Source organism: Terribacillus saccharophilus, assembly GCF_046592595.1.
Classification (GTDB): domain Bacteria; phylum Bacillota; class Bacilli; order Bacillales; family Amphibacillaceae; genus Terribacillus; species Terribacillus saccharophilus_C.
In genome coordinates this window covers 22,453-44,345 of the sequence record NZ_JAWVPF010000010.1, presented here as the reverse complement: position 1 = coordinate 44,345, position 21,893 = coordinate 22,453, and the positions used below count along the sequence as shown (strand labels likewise).

Below are 21,893 nucleotides of genomic sequence, written 5' to 3'. Positions count from 1 at the left end.
GAGGTAGGCCCCTTGATAGATGTAAATAATTTTGAGTTTATGAAAATAGGTTTGGCTTCACCTGATAAGATTCGTTCATGGTCTTACGGAGAAGTGAAAAAGCCGGAAACGATCAACTACCGTACGTTAAAGCCTGAAAAAGATGGTTTGTTCTGTGAACGCATCTTCGGTCCCCAAAAGGACTGGGAATGTCATTGCGGTAAATACAAACGCGTCCGTTATAAAGGCGTAGTATGTGATCGCTGCGGCGTAGAAGTTACCAAAGCAAAAGTACGCCGTGAGCGTATGGGACACATCGAGCTAGCAGCTCCTGTGTCTCACATTTGGTACTTCAAAGGTATTCCGAGCCGTATGGGTCTTGTGCTGGATATGTCTCCTCGTGCGTTGGAAGAAGTTATTTACTTCGCAGCGTACATCGTGACAGATGCCGGTGATACAGCACTTGAGAAGAAGCAGCTTCTTTCTGAGAAAGAATACCGCCTCTATCGTGAGAAATACGGTAACACGTTCCAAGCTCAAATGGGCGCGGAAGCAATCCGTAAGCTTCTTCAAGACATCGACTTGGAGAAAGAAGTGGAAGCACTTCGTGAAGAATTGAAAACAGCACAAGGTCAGCGCAGAACGCGTGCGATCAAGCGCTTGGAAGTAATGGAAGCATTCCGTCACTCTGGAAACGAACCTTCTTGGATGGTATTGGATGTACTTCCGATCATTCCTCCAGAGCTTCGTCCAATGGTACAGCTTGACGGCGGACGTTTCGCTACATCTGACTTGAACGATCTTTATCGTCGAGTTATCAACCGTAACAACCGTCTGAAACGCTTGCTCGACCTTGGTGCACCTAGCATCATCGTACAAAACGAAAAACGTATGCTTCAGGAAGCTGTTGATGCGTTGATCGATAACGGCCGTCGCGGTCGTCCTGTTACAGGTCCTGGTAACCGTCCATTGAAATCTCTTTCTCATATGCTGAAAGGTAAACAAGGACGTTTCCGCCAGAACTTGCTTGGTAAACGTGTAGACTATTCCGGACGTTCCGTAATCGTCGTAGGTCCGCATCTGAAGATGTATCAGTGTGGTCTTCCGAAAGAAATGGCGCTTGAACTATTCAAACCATTCATCATGAAAGAATTGGTGGAAAAAGGCCTTGCGCATAACATCAAATCTGCAAAACGGAAAATCGAACGTCTGCATCCGGAAATCTGGGATGTACTCGAAGAAGTAATCCGTGAGCATCCAGTATTGCTTAACCGTGCACCTACGCTTCACCGCCTAGGTATCCAGGCATTCGAACCGACATTGGTAGAAGGTCGCGCAATCCGTCTTCACCCGCTAGTATGTACAGCTTATAATGCTGACTTCGATGGTGACCAGATGGCTGTCCACGTTCCTCTATCAGCTGAAGCACAGGCTGAGGCTCGTATCCTTATGCTTGCTGCACAGAACATCTTGAACCCGAAAGACGGTAAGCCAGTCGTAACACCATCTCAGGATATGGTACTAGGTAACTACTATCTAACTCTTGAGCGTGAAGATGCTATCGGCGAAGGTAAAGTCTTCAAAGATGTTAACGAAGCAATGCTTGCTTATCAGAACGGTTATGTACACCTGCACACTCGTGTAGCAGTAGATGCTGGTTCATTGAACAACGAAACGTTCACTGAAGAGCAAAACAACCAAATCCTGCTTACAACAGTAGGTAAACTTATCTTCAATACAATCTTGCCGAGCTCGTTCCCGTACATGAACGAACCAACTCGTGAGAATTTGGAAGAAAAAACACCTGCTCACTACTTCGTTGAGAAGGGTGCGAATATCAAAGAGGAGATCGCGAAACGCGACATCATCTCCCCATTCAAGAAAGGCTTCCTTGGCGATATCATCGCGGAAGTGTTCAAACGTTTCAAAATCAGTGAAACGTCCAAAATGCTTGACCGCATGAAGGACCTTGGATTCAGTTATTCCACTAAAGCAGGTATTACGGTTGGTATCTCTGATATCGTCGTATTGAAAGAGAAAACGGAAATCCTTGATGAAGCACAATCCCGCGTGGATAAAGTGCTGAAACAGTTCCGTCGTGGTTTGATAACAGAAGAAGAGCGATATGATCGTGTAATCTCTATCTGGTCCAAAGCGAAGGATGATATCCAGGAACGTCTGATGAAATCCTTGAGCAACCGCAACCCTATCTTCATGATGAGTGATTCCGGTGCCCGTGGTAACGCATCTAACTTCACGCAGCTTGCTGGTATGCGTGGTTTGATGGCCAACCCGGCAGGACGAATCATTGAGTTGCCGATCAAGTCCAGTTTCCGTGAGGGTCTGACAGTACTCGAGTACTTCATCTCTACACACGGTGCGCGTAAAGGTCTTGCCGATACTGCACTGAAAACTGCCGATTCCGGTTACTTGACTCGTCGTCTTGTTGACGTAGCACAGGATGTTATCATCCGTGAAGAAGATTGTGGTACTGACCGCAGCTTGAGAGTCCGTGCTTTGACTGAAGGAACTGAAATGATCGAGCCTTTGTATGACCGTCTTGTAGGGCGTACAGCGTTCGAGAATGTCAAACATCCTGAAACAGGCAATGTGATTGTCGCTAAGAACGAATTGATCGACGAAGATACAGCAAGACAAATTGTGGATGCAGGTATTGAAGAAGTAGCGATCCGTACTGTCTTCACATGTAACACGAAACATGGTGCATGTAAGAAATGTTACGGCCGCAACCTTGCAACTGGCAGCGACGTTGAAGTCGGCGAAGCAGTCGGTATCATCGCTGCACAATCCATCGGTGAGCCAGGAACACAGCTTACAATGCGTACGTTCCACACAGGTGGGGTAGCCGGTGACGATATCACACAAGGTTTGCCGCGTATCCAGGAATTGTTCGAGGCGCGTAACCCTAAAGGTCAAGCTGTCATCTCCGAGATCAAAGGTACAGTTATTGAGATCAATGATGTAAAAGAGAAGCAAGAGGTTACAATCCAAGGTACTGTTGAAACGAAAACTTACACAGCTCCTTATGGTGCACGCCTGCGTGTGGCTGAAGGTGACGCAATCGAAGCTGGTCAGGAACTCACTGAGGGTTCTGTAGATCCGAAAGAACTTCTTCGAGTGCGCGGTGTAGCTGGCGTTCAGCAATATCTATTAAAAGAAGTACAAAAAGTATACCGTATGCAAGGGGTAGAAATCGGCGATAAACACGTTGAAGTAATGGTTCGCCAAATGCTTCGCAAAGTACGTGTCATCGACTCTGGTCAAACAGATGTATTGCCAGGCTCACTTCTTGAGATCCATCAATTCCGGGAAGCAAACCGTGAAGTCCTTAGAGAAGGCTTCCAGCCAGCAAGCGGTAAACCAGTATTGCTTGGTATCACGAAAGCTTCTCTAGAAACGGATTCCTTCTTGTCTGCCGCTTCCTTCCAGGAAACAACTCGTGTTCTTACGGATGCAGCTATCAAAGGTAAGCGCGATGAACTTCTCGGCTTGAAAGAGAATGTTATCATCGGTAAGCTTGTTCCAGCTGGAACTGGTATGCCGCAGTACCGCAAGATCAAAGCAAAACTTGAGACTCCAGAAGAAGTAACAGAAGGTCAGGAAATCGAATCTGTAACACCATAACGGTGGCCCTAATACACAAGGAAACAAAATAATTTTCGGAAGCACTGTAAATCTCTCGTTAAGGTGATTGACATCAGCTTACTAGAGTGATACTATAATCAAGGTGCTTCCGATTCTCCTTGTTTACTTTGGAGGATATGCATATGTCTTATGAAAAAGTAGCGCAAGCTAATACGGGAATCGTTATCGGAACCAAACAAACACTTAAGGCCATGAAGCAAGGCCGAGTGAACTCAGTTGTCATTGCAAATGACGCTGCCGAGCAAATTACCAGCCAGGTAAGAAAGCTGGCAGAAGAATTAGGCATACCAGTGATCCAAGTCGATTCTATGAAGCGATTAGGTGAAGCTTGTGGCATAGATGTAGGGACAGCTACTGTGGCAATCAAAAGATAGTTTTGGCGAAGCTGATGCTAGCTCAGCTCGTGAAAGCTTTGTTTTTTGCCTAAAAATGAACCACCTGGATGTGTGGTATTACAAAAAGCTTTGAAAGGAGGAAAAAACATGCCTACTATTAACCAATTAGTACGCAAAGGTCGCGTAAGCAAAACAAAGAAATCTGACTCTCCAGCATTGAACAGAGGGTACAACAGTTTCAAGAAGTCTTTGACTAACCAGTCTTCTCCACAAAAACGTGGTGTATGTACTCGTGTTGGTACAATGACTCCAAAGAAACCAAACTCCGCGTTGCGTAAATATGCACGTGTACGTTTGACAAACGGAATCGAGGTTACTGCCTACATTCCTGGTATCGGACACAACTTGCAAGAGCACAGTGTTGTTTTGATCCGCGGCGGACGTGTAAAAGACTTACCGGGTGTACGTTACCATATCGTACGTGGTGCGCTTGATACTTCAGGTGTTGACGGCCGCGCACAAGGTCGTTCCAAATATGGTACAAAACGCCCTAAAAAATAAAACTAAAATAATATAACCATCATCGGAAAGGAGGAGAACATATGCCAAGAAAAGGTCCTGTAGCGAAACGTGACGTATTACCAGATCCGTTGTATAACTCTAAATTGGTAACTCGTTTGATCAACCAGATCATGGTTGACGGACAGCGCGGTAAAGCTCAAAAGATTCTTTATGCAGCATTTGAACTAGTTAAAGAACGTAGTGGAAACGATCCAATGGAGGTTTTCGAACAGTCCATGAAGAACGTTATGCCTGTACTTGAAGTACGTGCACGCCGTGTCGGCGGATCCAACTACCAAGTACCAGTTGAAGTACGCCCAGAGCGTCGTCAAGCACTAGGTCTTCGTTACATTGTTAACTATTCCCGTCTACGCGGCGAAAAAACAATGGAAGAGCGTCTTGCTAACGAAATTCTTGATGCGTCTAACAACACAGGTGCTTCTGTTAAGAAACGTGAAGATATGCATAAGATGGCGGAAGCAAACAAAGCGTTTGCTCACTACCGCTGGTAAGATATATCTTAAATTCACTCTAGGAAGGAGAAAGACCACATGGCTAGAGAGTTCTCCTTAGAAAATACGCGTAATATCGGTATCATGGCTCACATCGATGCCGGTAAAACAACTGCAACAGAGCGTATTCTATTCTATACAGGACGTATCCACAAAATCGGAGAAACTCATGAAGGTGCTTCTCAGATGGACTGGATGGAGCAGGAGCAGGAGCGTGGTATCACTATCACATCTGCTGCAACAACTGCTCAATGGAAAGGCCACCGTATCAACATCATCGATACTCCAGGACACGTAGACTTCACAGTTGAAGTAGAACGTTCCCTGCGCGTACTTGATGGAGCGGTAGCTGTGCTTGATGCACAGTCCGGAGTTGAGCCTCAAACAGAAACTGTTTGGCGTCAGGCTACTACTTACGGTGTACCACGTATCGTGTTCGTTAACAAAATGGATAAAACAGGTGCAGACTTCCTTTATTCCGTTAAAACGATGCACGAGCGTCTGGGCGCTAATGCGCACCCAGTACAACTTCCAATTGGTGCGGAAGATGATTTCGAAGGAATCATTGACCTAATCACAATGGAAGCTCATTTCTACCTTGACGATCTTGGACAAAACTCCGAGATTCGTGAAATCCCTGAAGACATGAAGGATCTTGTGGAAGAATACCGCACGAACCTGATTGAAGCTGTAGCTGAACAAGATGAAGATCTTATGGAACGCTACCTTGAAGGGGAAGAGATCTCTAACGAAGAGCTTAAACAAGCTGTCCGTAAAGCGACTCTAACTGTTGAATTCTACCCAGTATTCTGTGGTTCAGCATTCAAAAACAAAGGTGTTCAGCTTCTAATCGACGGTGTTGTTGATTACTTGCCTGCACCAACTGACGTACCAGCTATCGAAGGTATCGTTCCAGGTACTGAAGAGAAAATCGTACGTAAATCCAGCGACAGCGAGCCATTCAGTGCACTTGCTTTCAAAGTTGCAACTGACCCGTTCGTTGGTAAACTTACTTTCTTCCGTGTGTACTCCGGTACATTGGAAGCAGGTTCTTACGTGAAAAACTCCACGAAGGACAAGCGTGAGCGCGTAGGCCGTATCCTGCAAATGCACGCAAACACTCGTGAAGAGATTTCCAAAGTTTATGCTGGTGATATCGCAGGAGCAGTTGGTTTGAAAGATACTTCGACTGGAGATACTCTATGTGATGAGAAATCACTAGTTATCCTTGAGTCCATGGTATTCCCAGAGCCAGTTATCTCTGTTGCGATTGAGCCAAAAACAAAAGCGGACCAAGATAAAATGTCCGTTGCCCTTGGTAAACTAGCTGAGGAAGATCCTACATTCAGAACTGAAACAAACCCAGAAACTGGTCAGACTATCATCTCCGGTATGGGTGAGCTTCACTTGGATATCATCGTTGACCGTATGCGTCGCGAATTCAAAGTTGAAGCAAATGTAGGTGCTCCACAGGTAGCGTACCGCGAAACATTCCGTGCTGCTGCTGAAGTCGAAGGTAAATTCGTACGTCAGTCCGGTGGTCGCGGTCAGTTCGGACACGTTTGGATCAAATTTGAGCCAAACGAAGAAGGTGCTGGTTTCGAGTTTGAAAATAAAATCGTTGGTGGTGTAGTTCCACGTGAATACATCCCATCTGTTGAAGCTGGTATCAAAGAAGCAATGCAAAACGGTGTATTGGCTGGTTATCCACTAATCGACGTAAAAGCATCTCTATTTGATGGAAGCTACCACGATGTCGATTCCAACGAGATGGCATTTAAAGTTGCTGCTTCACTAGCGCTTAAAAACGCGAAGAACAAATGTAACCCAGTCATCTTGGAACCACTTGTAAAAGTGGAAGTTGTTATCCCAGAAGAATATATGGGAGACATCATGGGCGATATCACTTCCCGTCGCGGACGTGTTGAAGGTATGGATACACGCGGACCTGCTCAGGTAGTTAATGCATATGTGCCACTTGCTGAAATGTTCGGTTACGCAACAGCGTTGCGTTCCAACACACAAGGCCGTGGAACTTACACAATGACATTCGACCACTATGAAGAAGTGCCGAAAAGCGTTGGAGAAGAAATTATCAAGAAAAACGCTGGACAATAATTGATTTTTTGCCAGTAATCAAGTATAACTTGTATTGGAAGCGTGCGTGCACGCATGCTTCTGCAGTACAAGAAACATACTATCTAATACATGAGATATTTCCATATTTAAGGAGGAATTACTAATGGGTAAAGAAAAATTCGACCGCTCCAAATCCCACGTTAACGTTGGTACAATCGGACACGTTGACCATGGTAAAACAACACTAACTGCAGCTATCACAACTGTACTTCATAAGAAAACTGGTTCAGGTACAGCTATGGCTTACGACCAAATCGATGGTGCTCCAGAAGAAAGAGAACGTGGAATCACAATCTCTACTGCACACGTTGAGTATGAAACTGATTCTCGTCACTATGCACACGTTGACTGCCCAGGACACGCTGACTATGTTAAAAACATGATCACTGGTGCTGCGCAAATGGACGGAGCTATCCTAGTAGTATCTGCTGCTGATGGTCCAATGCCACAGACTCGTGAGCACATCCTTCTTTCTCGTAACGTAGGTGTTCCTGCGATCGTTGTATTCCTAAACAAATGTGACATGGTTGACGACGAAGAGCTTCTTGAACTTGTTGAAATGGAAGTTCGCGATCTACTAAGCGAATATGACTTCCCTGGTGATGATGTACCAGTTATCAAAGGTTCTGCTCTTAAAGCTCTAGAAGGCGACGCTGACTACGAAGCGAAAATCTTCGAACTTATGGACGCTGTTGATGAGTACATCCCAACTCCAGAGCGCGACAAAGAAAAACCATTCATGATGCCAGTTGAGGACGTATTCTCTATCACTGGTCGTGGTACTGTAGCAACAGGCCGTGTTGAGCGTGGTGAAGTAAGAGTCGGTGACGAAGTTGATATCATCGGTCTTAACGAAGCTCCTAAGAAAACAACTGTTACAGGTGTAGAAATGTTCCGTAAGCTTCTTGACTATGCTGAAGCTGGTGACAACATCGGTGCTCTACTTCGTGGTGTATCCCGTGATGACATCAACCGTGGACAAGTACTTGCTAAACCAGGTACAATCACTCCACACACAAAGTTCAAAGCTGAAGTTTATGTTCTTTCTAAAGAAGAAGGTGGACGTCACACTCCATTCTTCACTAACTACCGCCCACAGTTCTACTTCCGTACAACTGACGTAACTGGCGTAGTTCACCTACCAGAAGGTACTGAAATGGTAATGCCTGGCGATAACACTGAGATGTCCGTTGAGCTTATCTCTCCAATCGCTATCGAAGATGGTACTCGCTTCTCTATCCGTGAGGGTGGACGTACTGTTGGATCAGGCGTTGTATCTGTTATCGAAGCGTAAGCCGATATAACAATATAGAAGAAACAGACAGCAGACGTGCTGTCTGTTTTTTTTGTTTGCTTACAGTAAAAGATTGGCAGCGCCAGTTAATTGTAAAAAATACTGAAATGACTTGAAAACACTGTGTAGCCTATGTATAATACATAAAGTGTCATCTTATGAAGGATTGCAGACTTTTAAGCTGTAAAACTAGATAAGACTTGCATTGACCGCGTTTTTTCTATATAATTATAATGTTGGTCATTTAAAGGCGATGATGCGGGAGGTTGTTGGCACACCAGGCCCCTTTGCCATGGCAGGGTGGTCAAGTTAATTTCCGCTGAGAATGTCCTAAATAATAAGGGCGATAAAGGAGGGAAAATAATGGCAAAAGAGAAAATCAGAATCCGTTTGAAAGCATACGATCACAGAATCCTTGATCAGTCTGCAGAAAAAATCGTAGATACAGCGAAACGCTCTGGTGCTAACGTATCAGGTCCGATTCCGCTTCCTACAGAGAAATCTGTATACACAATTCTACGTGCGGTGCACAAATATAAAGACTCTCGTGAGCAGTTCGAAATGCGCACTCACAAACGTCTTATCGATATCGTTAGTCCTACACCGCAAACAGTTGATTCATTGATGAGACTTGACTTACCGTCCGGTGTGGACATCGAAATTAAACTATAATTTTACACAAAATAGGAGGTGTAACGGATGACGAAAGGAATCTTGGGACGCAAGATCGGCATGACACAGCTTTTCACTGAATCTGGTGAACTTCAAGCTGTTACAGTTATCCAAGCTGAACCAAACGTAATTCTTCAAAAGAAAACTGTTGAATCTGACGGTTACAACGCATTGCAACTAGGATTTGCTGATCAGAAAGCAAACAACGCTAACAAACCTGCAAAAGGCCATGCTGAGAAAGCAAACACAACACCTAAGCGCTACATTCGTGAAATCCGTGACGCTGCTCTTGACGAACACGAAGTTGGACAAGAGGTTAGCGTAGAGATTTTCGCAGCTGGAGACGTAGTAGATGTAACAGGTACTTCCAAAGGTAAAGGATTCCAAGGTGCAATCAAGCGCCACAACCAATCCCGCGGACCTATGTCACACGGTTCCCGTTACCACAGAAGACCAGGTTCCATGGGTGTAATTGACCCAATGCGCGTTTTCAAAGGTAAAGCACTACCAGGACAAATGGGCGGAGAGCAAATCACTGTTCAAAACCTTGAGATCGTTAAAGTTGACGCTGAGCGCAACCTTATCCTTGTTAAAGGTAACGTACCTGGTGCGAAAAAATCTTACGTGAAAGTATCAAGTGCCGTAAAAGGTAACTAATTCACAATACGAAGGGAGGATATATCATGCCTAAAGTAGCACTATTCAACCAGAGCGGGTCTCAAGTCGGTGAAATCGAATTGAACGATTCCGTTTTCGGTATCGAGCCACACACACATGTATTACACGAAGCAGTACTAATGCAGCGTGCTTCTATGCGTCAAGGTACGCACAAAGTAAAAGGACGTTCTGAAGTACGAGGCGGCGGAAGAAAACCATGGCGTCAAAAAGGTACTGGCCGCGCACGTCAAGGATCCATCCGTTCACCACAATGGGTTGGCGGTGGAACAGTTTTCGGACCGACTCCACGCAGCTACAGCTACAAACTACCTAAAAAAGTTCGTCGTCTAGCGCTTAAATCAGCACTATCTTCTAAAGTACAAGAAGACAACATCGTAGTTCTTGAGAGCCTTGCATTCGATGCTCCAAAAACAAAAGATGTCGTTGCTATGCTTAGCGCACTAAACGTAGATAAAAAGGTATTGATCGTTACTGCAGATAAAGACGAAACTGTTGTACGTTCTGCAAACAACCTTAAAAACGTTAAAGTGTTGACTCAAAGCGAAGTTAACGTTCTTGACTTGCTTACGCATGATAAGCTGATCTTAACGAAAGAGGCAGCTGAAAAAGCAGGGGAGGTGCTTGCATAATGAGAGAACCACGTGATATTATTAAGCGCCCTGTAATTACGGAACATTCTTCTGACCTTATGGTTGATAAGAAGTACACGTTTGAAGTTGACAAACGTGCTAACAAGATCGAAATCAAACAAGCGGTTGAAGTAATCTTTGGTGTAAAAGTGGAACAAGTGAACACTCAAAACCTTAAAGGTAAATTCAAACGTCAAGGTCGTTACGGCGGATACCGCCCAGATCGTAAAAAAGCAGTAGTAACACTATCAGAAGACAGTAAAGAAATCGACTTCTTCGAAGGTGTTTAAGAAATAATAGAGAAGGAGGGAAACAACGATGGCGATTAAAAAGTATAAACCGACCTCTAACGGACGTCGTAATATGTCCGTATCGGATTTTGCTGAAATTACAACTGACAAGCCTGAGAAATCATTGCTTGCACCGCTTCACAAACGTGGCGGACGTAACAACCAAGGTAAATTGACTGTACGTCACCAAGGTGGTGGACACAAACGTCAATACCGTATTATCGACTTCAAACGCGACAAAGATGGAATACCAGGACGCGTTGCTACAATCGAGTACGATCCAAACCGTACTGCAAACATCGCTCTAATTCACTATGTAGATGGTGAAAAACGCTACATCCTTGCTCCAAAAGGCTTGGAAGTAGGAACGGAGATCTTATCTGGTGAAGGTGCTGACTTCAAAGTGGGTAACGCTATGGAGCTTGCTACAATCCCAGTTGGTACGATCATCCACAACATCGAATTGAAACCAGGCCGCGGTGCTCAGCTAGCTCGTTCTGCTGGTGCACAAGCTCAAATCCTTGGCCGTGAAGGTAAATATGTTCTTGTAAGACTAACTTCTGGTGAAGTACGTCTAGTACTAGGTACTTGCCGTGCTACAATCGGTCAGGTTGGTAACTTGGAACACGAACTAATCACTGTTGGTAAAGCAGGACGCTCTCGCTGGTTAGGCAAACGCCCTACAGTCCGCGGATCTGTAATGAACCCTAATGATCACCCACACGGTGGTGGTGAAGGACGCGCTCCAATCGGACGTAAATCACCAATGTCTCCATGGGGTAAACCGACACTTGGTTACAAAACACGTAAACGTAATAAGCAGTCCGATAAATTTATCGTACGTAAGCGTAAAAAATAATGTGGTAGCAAGGCGGGCGTTCTCACCCGTCTCCATATCGCAAAGGGAGGTTTATGTATGGGTCGCAGCTTGAAAAAAGGACCTTTCGCAGATGACCATTTGCTAAAGAAAGTCGACAAATTGAACGAAGACGACAAGAAACAAGTAATCAGAACTTGGTCCCGTCGTTCTACTATTTTCCCAACATTCGTTGGACACACAATCGCTGTGTACGATGGCCGTAAACACGTACCTGTTTATGTTACTGAAGATATGGTAGGTCATAAACTTGGTGAATTCGCGCCAACTCGCACGTACAGAGGACACGCAGCGGACGACAAGAAAACAAAACGCTAAGAGGGGAGGCAATCCTAAATGCAATCAAAAGCTATGGCAAAATCAGTTCGCATTGCTCCTCGTAAGGTCCGCTTAGTCGTTGATTTAATTCGAGGAAAAAATGTTGGAGAAGCTATTGCTATCTTGCGTCACACTCAGCGTGGTGCATCATTGGCAGTAGAGAAAGTACTTCGTTCTGCAGTTGCTAACGCAGAACACAACTATGAAATGGATACGGATAACCTTGTTATCTCTGAAGCATTCGTTAACGAAGGTGCTACATTGAAACGTTTCCGTCCACGCGCTCAAGGCCGCGCAAGCCAAATCAACAAACGTACTAGCCACATCACAGTGGTTGTTACAGAAAAGAAGGAGGGTTAAGCAGTGGGTCAAAAAGTACATCCGATAGGTCTTCGCGTCGGCGTCATCCGTGACTGGGAATCCAAGTGGTACGGTGGCAAAGATTACGCTGATTTACTACATGAAGATATCAGAATTCGTGATTATCTAGAACAACGTTTAAAAGATGCTGCACTTTCCAAAGTGGAGATCGAACGTGCTGCTAACCGTGTAAATATTTCTATTCATACTGGTAAACCTGGTATGGTAATCGGTAAAGGCGGTTCGGAAGTAGAAGCACTTCGTAAAGCATTGAACAGCCTGACTGGCAAACGTGTTCACATCAACATCGTCGAAGTGAAACGTGTAGATCTTGATGCTAAATTGGTAGCAGACAACATCGCTCGTCAACTTGAAAACCGTATCTCATTCCGTCGTGCTCAGAAACAAACATTGCAGCGTGCAATGCGTGCTGGTGCTAAAGGTATCCGTACACAAGTTTCCGGTCGTCTAGGCGGAGCAGATATCGCTCGTGCAGAATCTTACAGCGAAGGAACAGTTCCACTTCATACTCTACGTGCTGACATCGACTACGGCACAGCTGAAGCTGATACAACTTATGGTAAGCTTGGCGTTAAAGTATGGATCTATCGTGGCGAAGTCCTTCCAACTAAAAACAACCGATAAGGAAGGGGGAAAAGCATTATGTTAATGCCTAAACGCGTAAAATATCGTAGACAACACCGTGGTAAATTGAATGGCCGTGCTAAAGGCGGTACAGAAGTCGCATTTGGTGAATGGGGTCTACAAGCTCTTGATCCAGCTTGGATCACTAGCCGTCAAATCGAATCTGCCCGTATCGCTATGACTCGTTACATGAAACGTGGCGGTAAAGTATGGATCAAAATCTTCCCAGATAAGCCATACACTAAAAAACCTCTAGAAGTCCGAATGGGTTCCGGTAAAGGTTCTCCTGAAGGCTGGGTAGCTGTAACGAAACCTGGTAAGATCATGTTCGAAATCGCTGGAGTATCTGAAGAGGTGGCTCGCGAAGCATTGCGTCTTGCTTCTCACAAACTACCAGTAAGAACTAAGATCGTAAAACGTGAAGAAATTGGTGGTGAAATCAATGAAGGCTAATGAAATCAAAGAACTGACCACTGCCGAAATTGAACAAAAAGTTAAGTCTCTTAAAGAAGAACTTTTCAACCTGCGCTTCCAATTAGCTACTGGACAACTTGAGAATACTGCTCGTATTCGCACTGTCCGCAAGACAATTGCTCGCATGAAGACAGTTGTTCGTGAAAGAGAATTAAGCGTAAATAACTAAATTCCGAGAGGAGGTTCGCGACATGAGTGAACGTAACAATCGTAAAGTCTACGTTGGACGTGTTGTATCCGATAAAATGGATAAAACAATCACTGTTCTTGTTGAAACCTACAAAACTCATAAGCTGTACGGCAAACGCGTTAAGTACTCTAAAAAGTTCAAAGCGCATGATGAAAACGGTGCAGCAAAAACTGGTGACTTGGTTCGTATCATGGAAACTCGTCCATTATCTGCAACGAAACGTTTCCGTTTGGTTGAAGTAGTAGAAGAAGCAGTAATTATCTAATTAAAGATCGCTCGGAAGGATTCCGAAGGGAGGTAACACTCGTATGATTCAACAAGAGACTCGTTTGAAAGTCGCTGATAACTCTGGTGCTCGTGAAGTCCTAACAATTAAAGTGCTAGGCGGATCTGGTCGTAAAACAGCTAACATTGGTGACGTAATCGTTTGTACGGTGAAACAAGCAACACCTGGTGGCGTTGTCAAAAAAGGTGAAGTTGTTAAAGCAGTAATCGTACGTACGAAAAGCGGTGTTCGTCGTAAAGATGGTTCTTACATCAAATTCGACGAGAATGCAGCTGTTATCATAAGAGATGACAAGAGCCCAAGAGGAACTCGTATCTTTGGACCAGTTGCACGTGAATTGCGTGACGCTAAGTTCATGAAGATCGTTTCCCTTGCTCCTGAAGTATTGTAAAACACTTAATGCCTTGTTAAGGAGGTGCAGTACACATGCATGTTAAAAAAGGTGACAAAGTTAAAGTAATCACTGGTAAAGATCGTGGTAAAGAAGGTACCATCCTTGAAGCTTATCCGAAGAAAGACCGTGTTCTTGTCGAAGGCGTAAACATCGTCAAAAAACACGCGAAACCTTCTCAGGATAACCCGCAGGGCGGAATCCTTGAAATCGAAGCAGCGATTCACGTTTCTAACGTAATGCTGATCGATCCTAAAACTGGAGAGCCAACTCGCGTAGGCTACGAAGTGAAAGACGGCAAAAAAGTCCGTATCGCTAAGAAATCCGGTCAAGCTATCGATAAATAATTTCTTCTGAAAGGAGGGCTACTCGATGAATGAATTGAAACAAAGATATCAAGGCGAGATTTCTCCATCTCTAATGGAAAAATTCAGCTACAAATCTGTAATGCAAGTACCAAAGATTGAAAAAATCGTTATTAACATGGGTGTCGGTGACGCAGTTCAAAACTCTAAAGCACTTGATTCTGCAGTAGAGGAATTGGCATTGCTTGCTGGTCAACAGCCAATCATCACGAAAGCTAAGAAATCTATCGCAGGTTTCCGTCTTCGTGAAGGTATGCCAATCGGAGCGAAAGTTACATTGCGCGGTGAGCGTATGTACGAATTCCTTCAAAAACTAGTCGCAGTTTCCCTTCCACGTGTACGTGACTTCCGTGGTATCTCAAACAAAGCGTTTGATGGTCGTGGTAACTATACACTAGGTGTTAAAGAACAGCTAATCTTCCCAGAAATTAATTACGATAAAGTAAGCAAAGTACGTGGAATGGACATCGTTATCGTAACTACAGCCAACACTGACGAAGAAGCTCGTGAGCTACTTACTCAGCTAGGCATGCCTTTCCAAAAATAAAGGTAAAAAGGAGGGAATATTGTGGCTAAAAAATCTATGATCGTGAAACAACAGCGCCCACAGAAATTTAAAGTACAAGAGTACACACGCTGCGAACGTTGCGGACGTCCACACTCTGTACTACGTAAATTCAAGCTATGCCGTATTTGTTTCCGCGAACTAGCCTATAAAGGTCAAATTCCTGGCGTTAAAAAAGCAAGCTGGTAATCCCCTAAATCAGGGAAGGAGGTAATGATTAATGGTTATGACAGATCCTATCGCAGATATGCTAACTCGTATTCGTAATGCAAATACTGTTCGTCATGAAAAACTGGAGCTTCCTGCTTCTAAGTTGAAAAAGGATGTTGCTGATATCCTTAAACGTGAAGGCTTTATTCGCGATTACGAATTCGTAGAAGATGACAAACAAGGTGTTCTACGCATCTTTTTGAAATATGGTAAAAACGACGAGCGTGTTATCACTGGTATCAAACGTATCAGTAAACCTGGTCTTCGTGTTTACGCGAAATCTACTGAAATTCCACGTGTCCTTAACGGACTTGGTATCGCAGTTGTTTCAACATCTAAAGGCGTATTGTCTGATAAAGAAGCACGTGAGCAAGCTGTCGGCGGCGAAGTGCTAGCATACGTTTGGTAATTCCCAACAATTAGTAAGGAGGTGCACATATGTCCCGCGTAGGTAAAAAGATTCTTGAAATCCCTGCAGGCGTTGAATTCAAAAATGAAAACAACACTGTGACTGTAAAAGGTCCTAAAGGTGAATTGACTCGTACATTCCACCAAGATATGGTGATCAAAGTTGAAGAGAACGTTCTTACTGTTGAACGCCCAACTGACAGCAAGGAACACCGTGCTCTTCACGGAACTACTCGTTCCATCCTTGGAAACATGGTACAAGGCGTACACGCTGGTTATGAGAAAGCTCTTGAAATCATTGGTGTAGGTTATCGTGCTACTAAACAAGGCAACAAAGTCGTGATCAACGCTGGTTATTCTCATCCAGTTGAAGTTGAAAACCGTGATGGTATTGAAATCGAAGTTCCTTCCAACACTCGTGTAGTTGTTAAAGGTATCGATAAGGAAGCTGTTGGCGCAGTAGCTGCTAACATCCGTGCAATCCGTCCTCCAGAGCCTTACAAAGGTAAAGGAATCCGTTACGAAGGCGAATTCGTACGTCGTAAAGAAGGTAAAACAGCGAAATAAGGTTTTCGTTAAACCAGAAAGGAGTGACCTGAATGATTACAAAAGTTGCAAAAAACGAATCGCGTAAGAGAAGACATAATCGTGTTCGTAAAAGCATTTCAGGAACATCTGAGCGCCCACGTTTGAACGTTTTCCGTTCTAACAAGCACATTTACGCACAGTTGATCGATGATACAACTGGTAAAACACTTGCAAGTGCTTCTACTAAGGATGCTAGCCTTAGCCTAGAATCTACAAGCAATGTTGAAGCAGCTCAAAAGGTCGGAGAAGCAGTTGCTAACCGTGCGAAAGAAGCTGGCGTAACAACTATCGTATTTGACCGTGGAGGCTACCTTTACCACGGACGTGTTAAAGCATTGGCTGAAGCAGCTCGTGAAGCTGGTCTTAAATTCTAATCTAAAAAGGAGGGACACAACTTGCGTACAACAATTGACCCGAACAAACTTGATCTTGAAGAACGCGTAGTAACGGTTAACCGTGTTGCTAAAGTAGTAAAAGGTGGTCGTCGTTTCCGTTTCGCTGCTCTTGTAGTAGTAGGCGACAAAAACGGCCATGTAGGTTTCGGTACTGGTAAAGCACAAGAAGTACCAGAAGCGATCCGTAAAGCTATCGAAGACGCGAAGAAAAATCTAATTACTATACCTATCGTTGGTACAACTATTCCACATGAAATCATCGGTGAATTCGGCGCCGGCAACATCTTGATGAAGCCAGCTGCAGAAGGTACTGGAGTTATCGCCGGTGGACCTGTACGTGCGGTACTTGAGCTTGGTGGTATCGGAGATATCCTTTCTAAATCACTTGGTTCTAACACTCCAATCAACATGGTTCGTGCTACACTTAACGGACTTGGCAGATTGAAACGTGCAGAAGAAGTTGCGAAACTTCGTGGAAAGTCTGTAGAAGAACTGTTAGGATAAGGAGGGAAAGCACATGGCTAACAAATTAGAAATCACCCTCACGCGCAGTACGATCGGAAGACTAGAAAAACAGCGCAAAACTGTTCAAGCTCTAGGTCTTAGAAAGATCCGTCAGTCAGTTGTTTTGGAAGACAATCCAACTGTTCGCGGTATGATTAACAGAGTTTCTCATCTAGTATCAGTTAAAGAAGTATAATGATTTAAATGTAAAAGAGGAGGTGCCATTATGAAACTTCATGAATTGAAGTCAGCAGAAGGAACACGTAAAACTCGCAATCGTGTAGGTCGTGGTATGTCTTCAGGTAACGGTAAAACATCCGGCCGTGGACATAAAGGACAAAACGCACGTTCTGGCGGCGGTGTACGTCTAGGTTTCGAAGGTGGCCAAATGCCACTATTCCAACGTCTTCCTAAACGTGGATTCACAAACATCCACCGTACTGAGTACTCAATTGTTAACCTTGAAACCCTTAACCGCTTTGAAGAGGGTACAGAGGTAACTCCAGAGCTTCTACTTGAAAGCGGAGTTGTCAGCAAATTGAGAGCCGGTATCAAAGTTCTAGGAAACGGAAACATCGAAAAGAAACTTACTGTTAAAGCTCACAAGTTCTCTGCTTCTGCTAAAGAAGCTATCGAGGCAGCGGGCGGTCAAACAGAGGTGATCTAATGTTTCGTACAATCTCCAATTTTATGCGTGTAAAAGATATACGAAATAAAATCATCTTTACATTGCTAATGTTGATCATCTTCAGAATCGGTACGTTCATTCCCGTTCCATTTACCGATCGTTCCGCGATCGATTTCATGAACCAGCAGAACGTATTCGGTTTCCTGAACACATTTGGCGGCGGTGCATTGCAGAACTTCTCCATCCTTGCGATGGGTATCATGCCGTACATCACTGCCTCGATCATCATGCAGCTTCTGCAAATGGATGTCGTACCGACATTCAGTGAGTGGAAAAAGCAAGGCGAGATGGGACGTCGTAAGTTGGCACAAGTGACTCGTTATGCCACTATCGTGCTAGCGTTAATACAGGCGGTTGGTATGTCCATCGGATTCAACCAGTTATCCGGCGGCATGCTCATTTCCGATCCAAGTTTTTATAAGTTCGCTGTCATTACAATCGTATTGACTGCAGGAACAGCATTCTTGATGTGGTTAGGAGAACAGATCACAGCACATGGTGTAGGTAATGGTATTTCCATTATTATCTTCGCCGGTATCGCTGCTGCAATTCCGAATGGCTTAAACCAGCTTTGGGAACAGTACTTCAGCAATCCTGGTGATGATTTATTCCTTAATGTCGTGATCGTTGCAATTATCGCTATCGTGATCATTGCCGTAATTGTTGGTGTGATTTACATCACACAAGCACTTCGTAAAATTCCAATCCAGTATTCAAAGCGTACTACTAGTCGATCCCAAGTAGGCGGCCAGTCCACCCACTTGCCGATTAAAGTAAACGCTGCTGGAGTAATCCCTGTAATTTTCGCAGTTTCCTTTATCTATGCTCCGCGTACAATCGCGAGTTTCTTTGAAGGAAATGTAGCAACTACGATCGAGAACGTATTCGATTATACGCAACCAATTGGGATGGTAATCTATGTAGTCCTGATTCTTGCATTTAGTTATTTCTATACATTTGTTCAGGTTAACCCGGAACAAATGGCAGAGAACTTAAACAAGCAAGGTGGCTACATCCCGGGTATTCGCCCAGGGAAAAGCACGGAAACGTACCTCACCAGTGTGATGTATCGTTTAACCTTCGTTGGGTCTCTCTTCTTGGCTGCTGTAGCTGTATTGCCTATAATCTTAGGTTCTATTGCCAACTTGCCGACTTCTGTCCAAATCGGAGGAACGAGCCTGCTGATCGTGGTAGGGGTAGCGTTACAGACGATGAAACAGCTAGAAAGCCAGTTAGTGAAGCGTCATTACCGAGGCTTCATGAAATAGAGAACAGTCTACAAACAGACGAGAGCGAGGGGAATTTCGTTGAACTTAATTCTTATGGGTCTGCCGGGTGCCGGTAAAGGTACGCAGGCAGAGAAGATTGTAGATAAATACAGCATCCCTCATATCTCAACAGGAGATATGTTCCGAGCTGCAATAAAAGAAGGAACGGAGCTTGGCCGTGAAGCGAAAGCTTACATGGACCAGGGGAAACTAGTTCCGGATGAAGTAACAATTGGTATAGTCCGTGACCGATTAGGCAAGGATGACACCAACAACGGATTTTTACTTGACGGTTTTCCTCGTACGCTTGCTCAGGCAGAGGCGCTTGACGCATTGCTGGACGATTTGAATGCTAATGTAGATTACGTCTTACATGTAGAGGTTCCGCAGGAGAATTTGGTGGAGCGTTTATCTGGCAGATGGGTTTGTCCGACATGCGGCACTACGTACCATACAGTCTATAACCCTCCTAAAGAAGAAGGGCTATGCGACAAGGATGGTACTGCGCTGATCCAGCGAGACGACGATAAGCCGGAAACGGTGAAAAAACGTTTGGAAGTCAATATCGAGCAGCAAAAACCGATATTGGACTTCTACAACGAAAAGGGCTATCTTGTAACAGTGAACGGTGACCAAGCAATCGATCAGGTCTTCCACGACATCGATCAGCGCTTGAAAAATCTTCGCTGATACAGGTGTGCAAACTATACTCTCTTAGTACGGATGGAATCGCTCTTTAGGCTCGTGATAGCGTAAGGATGCATTCTATCCCTTGATAGAGTATAATAGACCTCGTGGTAGAGTTGAAACGATTTGCGACTGCGATTCGTTCAAGCTTCCATCATCGGAACCGTGCCTTACTGATATCCTGACGCTAATTGACAAGGCTGAATATGAACAATCATGAAACAAATTGTGACTCAATTTGTGGACTTAATATAGATTCCCTAACATGCAGCTTTTCTAACCTGGACTTTCAGGCAGAAAAGTGGTAGAATATGCTCCTTGTTTGCAGCATATAATGCTAACTTACGCACAGCTTCGAATAAGCTATGATGAAGGTGATCATGTTTGAGCGAAACGGATGCAAGTCCACTGATCGGTCAGGTTGTTCGTATCGTACATGGGCGAGAAGCAGGGCAGCTTGCGATTGTCATTCGAATAGTTGACAGTCGTTTTGTGTTGCTTGCTGACGGAGAGAAACGAAAGTTTGATTCACCGAAGCGCAAAGCTTTGCGTCATGTGGATCCACTCCAGTATATATCACCGGAAGTCCGCCGCAGCCTTCTAGAAGCTGGTCGCGTAACCAATGGTAAACTGCGATTTGCGATATCTACTTATGTCAATCATACCGTGAAGAGATTTGAAGAAGGGAGATAGACCGATGGCGAAAGATGATGCAATTGAAGTAGAAGGAACTGTCACCGATACATTGCCCAATGCGCAATTTAAGGTGGAGTTAGAGAATGGCCACACCGTTTTAGCACATGTTTCCGGTAAAATTCGTATGCACTTCATTCGAATTCTTCCTGGAGATAAAGTAACGGTAGAGCTTTCCCCTTACGACTTAACTAAAGGACGTATTACGTACCGTTATAAATAATTTGACTAGCTCCGATACTAAAGGAGGAATAGATGATGAAGGTAAGACCATCTGTAAAGCCTATTTGCGAAAAATGTAAAGTCATTCGTCGTAAAGGCAAAGTAATGGTAATCTGTGAAAATCCTAAGCATAAGCAAAAACAAGGATAATACAAGGAGGTGCACGTAGCTAATGGCACGTATAGCAGGTATTGATATTCCACGTGACAAACGCGTTGTTATTTCCCTAACATACATTTATGGTATTGGAAAAACTACTGCGCAGAAGGTACTAAAAGAAGCTGGTGTTTCTGAAGATACACGTGTTCGTGATCTTACAGAAGACGAACTATCCAGAATCCGTCAGGCAATCGACAGCTACACTACTGAAGGGGATCTTCGCCGTGAAGTATCTCTTAACATCAAGCGTCTGATTGAAATCGGTTCTTATCGTGGTCTTCGCCACCGTCGCGGATTGCCGGTTCGTGGTCAGAAAACGAAGAACAACTCTCGTACTCGTAAAGGCCCACGCCGTACAATCGCTAACAAGAAAAAATAAGTAAGGAGGTAAACAAACATGGCTCGTAAACAACAAACTCGTAAACGTCGTGTGAAAAAGAATATCGAAACTGGTATTGCTCACATCCGTTCTACTTTCAACAACACTATCGTTACGATTACTGATGTTCAAGGTAACGTAATCAGCTGGAGCAGCTCAGGTTCCCTTGGTTTCAAAGGTTCCCGTAAATCTACTCCATTCGCTTCTCAGATGGCTGCTGAAGCTGCTGCTAAAGGTGCTGTAGAAAACGGCATGAAGACTTTGGAAGTAACAGTAAAAGGCCCAGGTGCTGGCCGTGAAGCTGCGATCCGTTCCCTTCAGACTGCAGGTCTTGAAGTAACTGCGATCCGTGACGTCACTCCAGTTCCACATAACGGCTGCCGTCCGCCTAAACGTCGTCGCGTATAAGTTTTTCCTGCTTGCTGTATAGAATTTGTATCCCTGTCTATAATGGGTTATGATAGCT

At 44.4% G+C, this 21,893-nt stretch carries 33 protein-coding genes and 1 pseudogene; all 34 read left to right on the top strand.

The genetic code is table 11. From position 1 onward, the window contains the following. Positions 1–12: 12 nt before the first annotated feature. The 34 genes and pseudogenes from rpoC to rpsK all read left to right on the top strand — a co-directional run bounded on the left by rpoC (position 13) and on the right by rpsK (position 21,835). On the top strand, positions 13–3,624 hold the full coding sequence (gene rpoC, locus SFC25_RS16695; protein WP_411216354.1) for a DNA-directed RNA polymerase subunit beta': 3,612 nt from the start codon (positions 13–15) through the stop codon (positions 3,622–3,624). Positions 3,625–3,767: 143 nt separating this feature from the next. Continuing rightward, positions 3,768–4,019 carry a 50S ribosomal protein L7ae-like protein gene (locus SFC25_RS16690; protein ID WP_411216353.1) on the top strand — a complete coding sequence of 84 codons (252 nt, stop codon included), beginning with the start codon at positions 3,768–3,770 and terminating at the stop codon, positions 4,017–4,019. Between the two features lie 108 nt (positions 4,020–4,127). After that, positions 4,128–4,541 carry a 30S ribosomal protein S12 gene (gene rpsL, locus SFC25_RS16685; protein ID WP_038565163.1) on the top strand — a complete coding sequence of 138 codons (414 nt, stop codon included), beginning with the start codon at positions 4,128–4,130 and terminating at the stop codon, positions 4,539–4,541. Between the two features lie 41 nt (positions 4,542–4,582). Beyond that, the gene (gene rpsG, locus SFC25_RS16680; RefSeq protein ID WP_093728583.1) at positions 4,583–5,053 is read left to right on the top strand and encodes a 30S ribosomal protein S7; all 471 of its coding nucleotides are present in this window, start codon (positions 4,583–4,585) and stop codon (positions 5,051–5,053) included. A 39-nt stretch (positions 5,054–5,092) separates the two neighbouring features. After that, a complete protein-coding gene (gene fusA, locus SFC25_RS16675; protein WP_411216352.1) occupies positions 5,093–7,171 on the top strand; it encodes an elongation factor G in 2,079 nt (692 codons plus the stop codon). A 124-nt stretch (positions 7,172–7,295) separates the two neighbouring features. Further along, positions 7,296–8,486, top strand: a complete 1,191-nt coding sequence (gene tuf, locus SFC25_RS16670; protein WP_095224641.1) for an elongation factor Tu — start codon at positions 7,296–7,298, stop codon at positions 8,484–8,486. 363 nt (positions 8,487–8,849) lie between these two features. Beyond that, positions 8,850–9,158 (top strand): 30S ribosomal protein S10, encoded by a 309-nt coding sequence (gene rpsJ / locus SFC25_RS16665; protein ID WP_038565171.1) that lies wholly within the window; start codon positions 8,850–8,852, stop codon positions 9,156–9,158. Between the two features lie 27 nt (positions 9,159–9,185). Continuing rightward, a complete protein-coding gene (gene rplC / locus SFC25_RS16660) occupies positions 9,186–9,815 on the top strand; it encodes a 50S ribosomal protein L3 (protein WP_411216351.1) in 630 nt (209 codons plus the stop codon). Positions 9,816–9,841: 26 nt separating this feature from the next. Continuing rightward, positions 9,842–10,465, top strand: coding sequence for a 50S ribosomal protein L4 (gene rplD / locus SFC25_RS16655; protein ID WP_411216350.1), 624 nt, complete (start codon positions 9,842–9,844; stop codon positions 10,463–10,465). After that, on the top strand, positions 10,465–10,755 hold the full coding sequence (gene rplW / locus SFC25_RS16650) for a 50S ribosomal protein L23 (protein WP_038565180.1): 291 nt from the start codon (positions 10,465–10,467) through the stop codon (positions 10,753–10,755). Before rplD ends, rplW begins: the two co-directional genes overlap by 1 nt. Positions 10,756–10,783: 28 nt before the next feature. Then, positions 10,784–11,614: a 50S ribosomal protein L2 gene (gene rplB, locus SFC25_RS16645; RefSeq protein ID WP_411216349.1), complete on the top strand. Its 831-nt coding sequence runs from the start codon at positions 10,784–10,786 to the stop codon at positions 11,612–11,614. A gap of 57 nt (positions 11,615–11,671) precedes the next feature. Further along, positions 11,672–11,950, top strand: coding sequence for a 30S ribosomal protein S19 (rpsS, locus tag SFC25_RS16640; protein WP_038565186.1), 279 nt, complete (start codon positions 11,672–11,674; stop codon positions 11,948–11,950). A gap of 18 nt (positions 11,951–11,968) precedes the next feature. Further along, complete coding sequence (gene rplV, locus SFC25_RS16635; RefSeq protein ID WP_411216348.1) at positions 11,969–12,310, top strand: 50S ribosomal protein L22; 342 nt, start codon at positions 11,969–11,971, stop codon at positions 12,308–12,310. Positions 12,311–12,313: 3 nt separating this feature from the next. Continuing rightward, positions 12,314–12,980 (top strand): annotated as a pseudogene (gene rpsC / locus SFC25_RS16630) (30S ribosomal protein S3). Continuing rightward, the gene (gene rplP, locus SFC25_RS16625; RefSeq protein ID WP_093728574.1) at positions 12,974–13,408 is read left to right on the top strand and encodes a 50S ribosomal protein L16; all 435 of its coding nucleotides are present in this window, start codon (positions 12,974–12,976) and stop codon (positions 13,406–13,408) included. The pseudogene rpsC and the gene rplP overlap by 7 nt, the downstream one beginning before the upstream one ends. Then, entirely contained in the window at positions 13,398–13,598 is a 201-nt protein-coding gene (gene rpmC / locus SFC25_RS16620; protein ID WP_038565198.1) for a 50S ribosomal protein L29, read from the top strand. The genes rplP and rpmC overlap by 11 nt, the downstream gene beginning before the upstream one ends. Before the next feature lie 22 nt (positions 13,599–13,620). Then, a complete protein-coding gene (gene rpsQ / locus SFC25_RS16615) occupies positions 13,621–13,884 on the top strand; it encodes a 30S ribosomal protein S17 (RefSeq protein ID WP_411216347.1) in 264 nt (87 codons plus the stop codon). A gap of 43 nt (positions 13,885–13,927) precedes the next feature. Beyond that, a complete protein-coding gene (gene rplN / locus SFC25_RS16610) occupies positions 13,928–14,296 on the top strand; it encodes a 50S ribosomal protein L14 (protein ID WP_093728572.1) in 369 nt (122 codons plus the stop codon). Between the two features lie 35 nt (positions 14,297–14,331). Next, positions 14,332–14,643, top strand: a complete 312-nt coding sequence (gene rplX / locus SFC25_RS16605) for a 50S ribosomal protein L24 (RefSeq protein ID WP_093728571.1) — start codon at positions 14,332–14,334, stop codon at positions 14,641–14,643. 25 nt (positions 14,644–14,668) lie between these two features. Beyond that, positions 14,669–15,208: a 50S ribosomal protein L5 gene (gene rplE, locus SFC25_RS16600; RefSeq protein ID WP_095224645.1), complete on the top strand. Its 540-nt coding sequence runs from the start codon at positions 14,669–14,671 to the stop codon at positions 15,206–15,208. A 21-nt stretch (positions 15,209–15,229) separates the two neighbouring features. Then, positions 15,230–15,415 carry a type Z 30S ribosomal protein S14 gene (locus SFC25_RS16595; protein WP_038565213.1) on the top strand — a complete coding sequence of 62 codons (186 nt, stop codon included), beginning with the start codon at positions 15,230–15,232 and terminating at the stop codon, positions 15,413–15,415. A 31-nt stretch (positions 15,416–15,446) separates the two neighbouring features. Beyond that, positions 15,447–15,845 (top strand): 30S ribosomal protein S8, encoded by a 399-nt coding sequence (gene rpsH / locus SFC25_RS16590; protein ID WP_038565217.1) that lies wholly within the window; start codon positions 15,447–15,449, stop codon positions 15,843–15,845. Positions 15,846–15,874: 29 nt separating this feature from the next. Next, positions 15,875–16,411, top strand: coding sequence for a 50S ribosomal protein L6 (gene rplF, locus SFC25_RS16585; RefSeq protein WP_411216346.1), 537 nt, complete (start codon positions 15,875–15,877; stop codon positions 16,409–16,411). Positions 16,412–16,443: 32 nt separating this feature from the next. Further along, positions 16,444–16,806: a 50S ribosomal protein L18 gene (gene rplR, locus SFC25_RS16580; RefSeq protein WP_038565223.1), complete on the top strand. Its 363-nt coding sequence runs from the start codon at positions 16,444–16,446 to the stop codon at positions 16,804–16,806. Between the two features lie 21 nt (positions 16,807–16,827). Further along, positions 16,828–17,331: a 30S ribosomal protein S5 gene (gene rpsE, locus SFC25_RS16575; protein WP_095224647.1), complete on the top strand. Its 504-nt coding sequence runs from the start codon at positions 16,828–16,830 to the stop codon at positions 17,329–17,331. A 13-nt stretch (positions 17,332–17,344) separates the two neighbouring features. Continuing rightward, positions 17,345–17,527: a 50S ribosomal protein L30 gene (gene rpmD, locus SFC25_RS16570; protein ID WP_038565229.1), complete on the top strand. Its 183-nt coding sequence runs from the start codon at positions 17,345–17,347 to the stop codon at positions 17,525–17,527. 30 nt (positions 17,528–17,557) lie between these two features. Next, positions 17,558–17,998 (top strand): 50S ribosomal protein L15, encoded by a 441-nt coding sequence (rplO, locus tag SFC25_RS16565; protein WP_038565232.1) that lies wholly within the window; start codon positions 17,558–17,560, stop codon positions 17,996–17,998. Beyond that, complete coding sequence (secY, locus tag SFC25_RS16560) at positions 17,998–19,287, top strand: preprotein translocase subunit SecY (RefSeq protein WP_095224648.1); 1,290 nt, start codon at positions 17,998–18,000, stop codon at positions 19,285–19,287. The genes rplO and secY overlap by 1 nt, the downstream gene beginning before the upstream one ends. Before the next feature lie 39 nt (positions 19,288–19,326). After that, positions 19,327–19,977, top strand: a complete 651-nt coding sequence (locus SFC25_RS16555) for an adenylate kinase (protein WP_411216345.1) — start codon at positions 19,327–19,329, stop codon at positions 19,975–19,977. 381 nt (positions 19,978–20,358) lie between these two features. Next, positions 20,359–20,667: an RNA-binding protein gene (locus SFC25_RS16550; RefSeq protein ID WP_411216344.1), complete on the top strand. Its 309-nt coding sequence runs from the start codon at positions 20,359–20,361 to the stop codon at positions 20,665–20,667. Between the two features lie 4 nt (positions 20,668–20,671). After that, positions 20,672–20,890: a translation initiation factor IF-1 gene (infA, locus tag SFC25_RS16545; RefSeq protein WP_038565240.1), complete on the top strand. Its 219-nt coding sequence runs from the start codon at positions 20,672–20,674 to the stop codon at positions 20,888–20,890. 35 nt (positions 20,891–20,925) lie between these two features. Beyond that, positions 20,926–21,039 carry a 50S ribosomal protein L36 gene (gene rpmJ, locus SFC25_RS16540; protein WP_003156543.1) on the top strand — a complete coding sequence of 38 codons (114 nt, stop codon included), beginning with the start codon at positions 20,926–20,928 and terminating at the stop codon, positions 21,037–21,039. Positions 21,040–21,061: 22 nt separating this feature from the next. Next, a complete protein-coding gene (gene rpsM / locus SFC25_RS16535) occupies positions 21,062–21,427 on the top strand; it encodes a 30S ribosomal protein S13 (RefSeq protein WP_095224651.1) in 366 nt (121 codons plus the stop codon). Between the two features lie 18 nt (positions 21,428–21,445). Continuing rightward, positions 21,446–21,835 (top strand): 30S ribosomal protein S11, encoded by a 390-nt coding sequence (rpsK, locus tag SFC25_RS16530; protein WP_095224652.1) that lies wholly within the window; start codon positions 21,446–21,448, stop codon positions 21,833–21,835. The last annotated feature ends 58 nt before the right edge of the window (positions 21,836–21,893 follow it).

Coding starts and splice junctions, on each gene's coding strand:
- rplD (WP_411216350.1), top strand. CDS start 9,842: ATGCCTAAAGTAGCACTATTCAACCAGAGCGGGTCTCAAGTCGGTGAA.
- rpsK (WP_095224652.1), top strand. CDS start 21,446: ATGGCTCGTAAACAACAAACTCGTAAACGTCGTGTGAAAAAGAATATC.
- rpmJ (WP_003156543.1), top strand. CDS start 20,926: ATGAAGGTAAGACCATCTGTAAAGCCTATTTGCGAAAAATGTAAAGTC.
- rplO (WP_038565232.1), top strand. CDS start 17,558: ATGAAACTTCATGAATTGAAGTCAGCAGAAGGAACACGTAAAACTCGC.
- rpsQ (WP_411216347.1), top strand. CDS start 13,621: ATGAGTGAACGTAACAATCGTAAAGTCTACGTTGGACGTGTTGTATCC.
- rpmD (WP_038565229.1), top strand. CDS start 17,345: ATGGCTAACAAATTAGAAATCACCCTCACGCGCAGTACGATCGGAAGA.
- tuf (WP_095224641.1), top strand. CDS start 7,296: ATGGGTAAAGAAAAATTCGACCGCTCCAAATCCCACGTTAACGTTGGT.
- rpsH (WP_038565217.1), top strand. CDS start 15,447: ATGGTTATGACAGATCCTATCGCAGATATGCTAACTCGTATTCGTAAT.
- rpsS (WP_038565186.1), top strand. CDS start 11,672: ATGGGTCGCAGCTTGAAAAAAGGACCTTTCGCAGATGACCATTTGCTA.
- fusA (WP_411216352.1), top strand. CDS start 5,093: ATGGCTAGAGAGTTCTCCTTAGAAAATACGCGTAATATCGGTATCATG.
- rpsM (WP_095224651.1), top strand. CDS start 21,062: ATGGCACGTATAGCAGGTATTGATATTCCACGTGACAAACGCGTTGTT.
- rplW (WP_038565180.1), top strand. CDS start 10,465: ATGAGAGAACCACGTGATATTATTAAGCGCCCTGTAATTACGGAACAT.
- rplN (WP_093728572.1), top strand. CDS start 13,928: ATGATTCAACAAGAGACTCGTTTGAAAGTCGCTGATAACTCTGGTGCT.
- rplE (WP_095224645.1), top strand. CDS start 14,669: ATGAATGAATTGAAACAAAGATATCAAGGCGAGATTTCTCCATCTCTA.
- rplB (WP_411216349.1), top strand. CDS start 10,784: ATGGCGATTAAAAAGTATAAACCGACCTCTAACGGACGTCGTAATATG.
- rplV (WP_411216348.1), top strand. CDS start 11,969: ATGCAATCAAAAGCTATGGCAAAATCAGTTCGCATTGCTCCTCGTAAG.
- rplR (WP_038565223.1), top strand. CDS start 16,444: ATGATTACAAAAGTTGCAAAAAACGAATCGCGTAAGAGAAGACATAAT.
- SFC25_RS16690 (WP_411216353.1), top strand. CDS start 3,768: ATGTCTTATGAAAAAGTAGCGCAAGCTAATACGGGAATCGTTATCGGA.
- rplC (WP_411216351.1), top strand. CDS start 9,186: ATGACGAAAGGAATCTTGGGACGCAAGATCGGCATGACACAGCTTTTC.
- rplF (WP_411216346.1), top strand. CDS start 15,875: ATGTCCCGCGTAGGTAAAAAGATTCTTGAAATCCCTGCAGGCGTTGAA.
- rpsL (WP_038565163.1), top strand. CDS start 4,128: ATGCCTACTATTAACCAATTAGTACGCAAAGGTCGCGTAAGCAAAACA.
- secY (WP_095224648.1), top strand. CDS start 17,998: ATGTTTCGTACAATCTCCAATTTTATGCGTGTAAAAGATATACGAAAT.
- rplX (WP_093728571.1), top strand. CDS start 14,332: ATGCATGTTAAAAAAGGTGACAAAGTTAAAGTAATCACTGGTAAAGAT.
- rplP (WP_093728574.1), top strand. CDS start 12,974: ATGTTAATGCCTAAACGCGTAAAATATCGTAGACAACACCGTGGTAAA.
- infA (WP_038565240.1), top strand. CDS start 20,672: ATGGCGAAAGATGATGCAATTGAAGTAGAAGGAACTGTCACCGATACA.
- rpsJ (WP_038565171.1), top strand. CDS start 8,850: ATGGCAAAAGAGAAAATCAGAATCCGTTTGAAAGCATACGATCACAGA.
- rpsG (WP_093728583.1), top strand. CDS start 4,583: ATGCCAAGAAAAGGTCCTGTAGCGAAACGTGACGTATTACCAGATCCG.
- rpmC (WP_038565198.1), top strand. CDS start 13,398: ATGAAGGCTAATGAAATCAAAGAACTGACCACTGCCGAAATTGAACAA.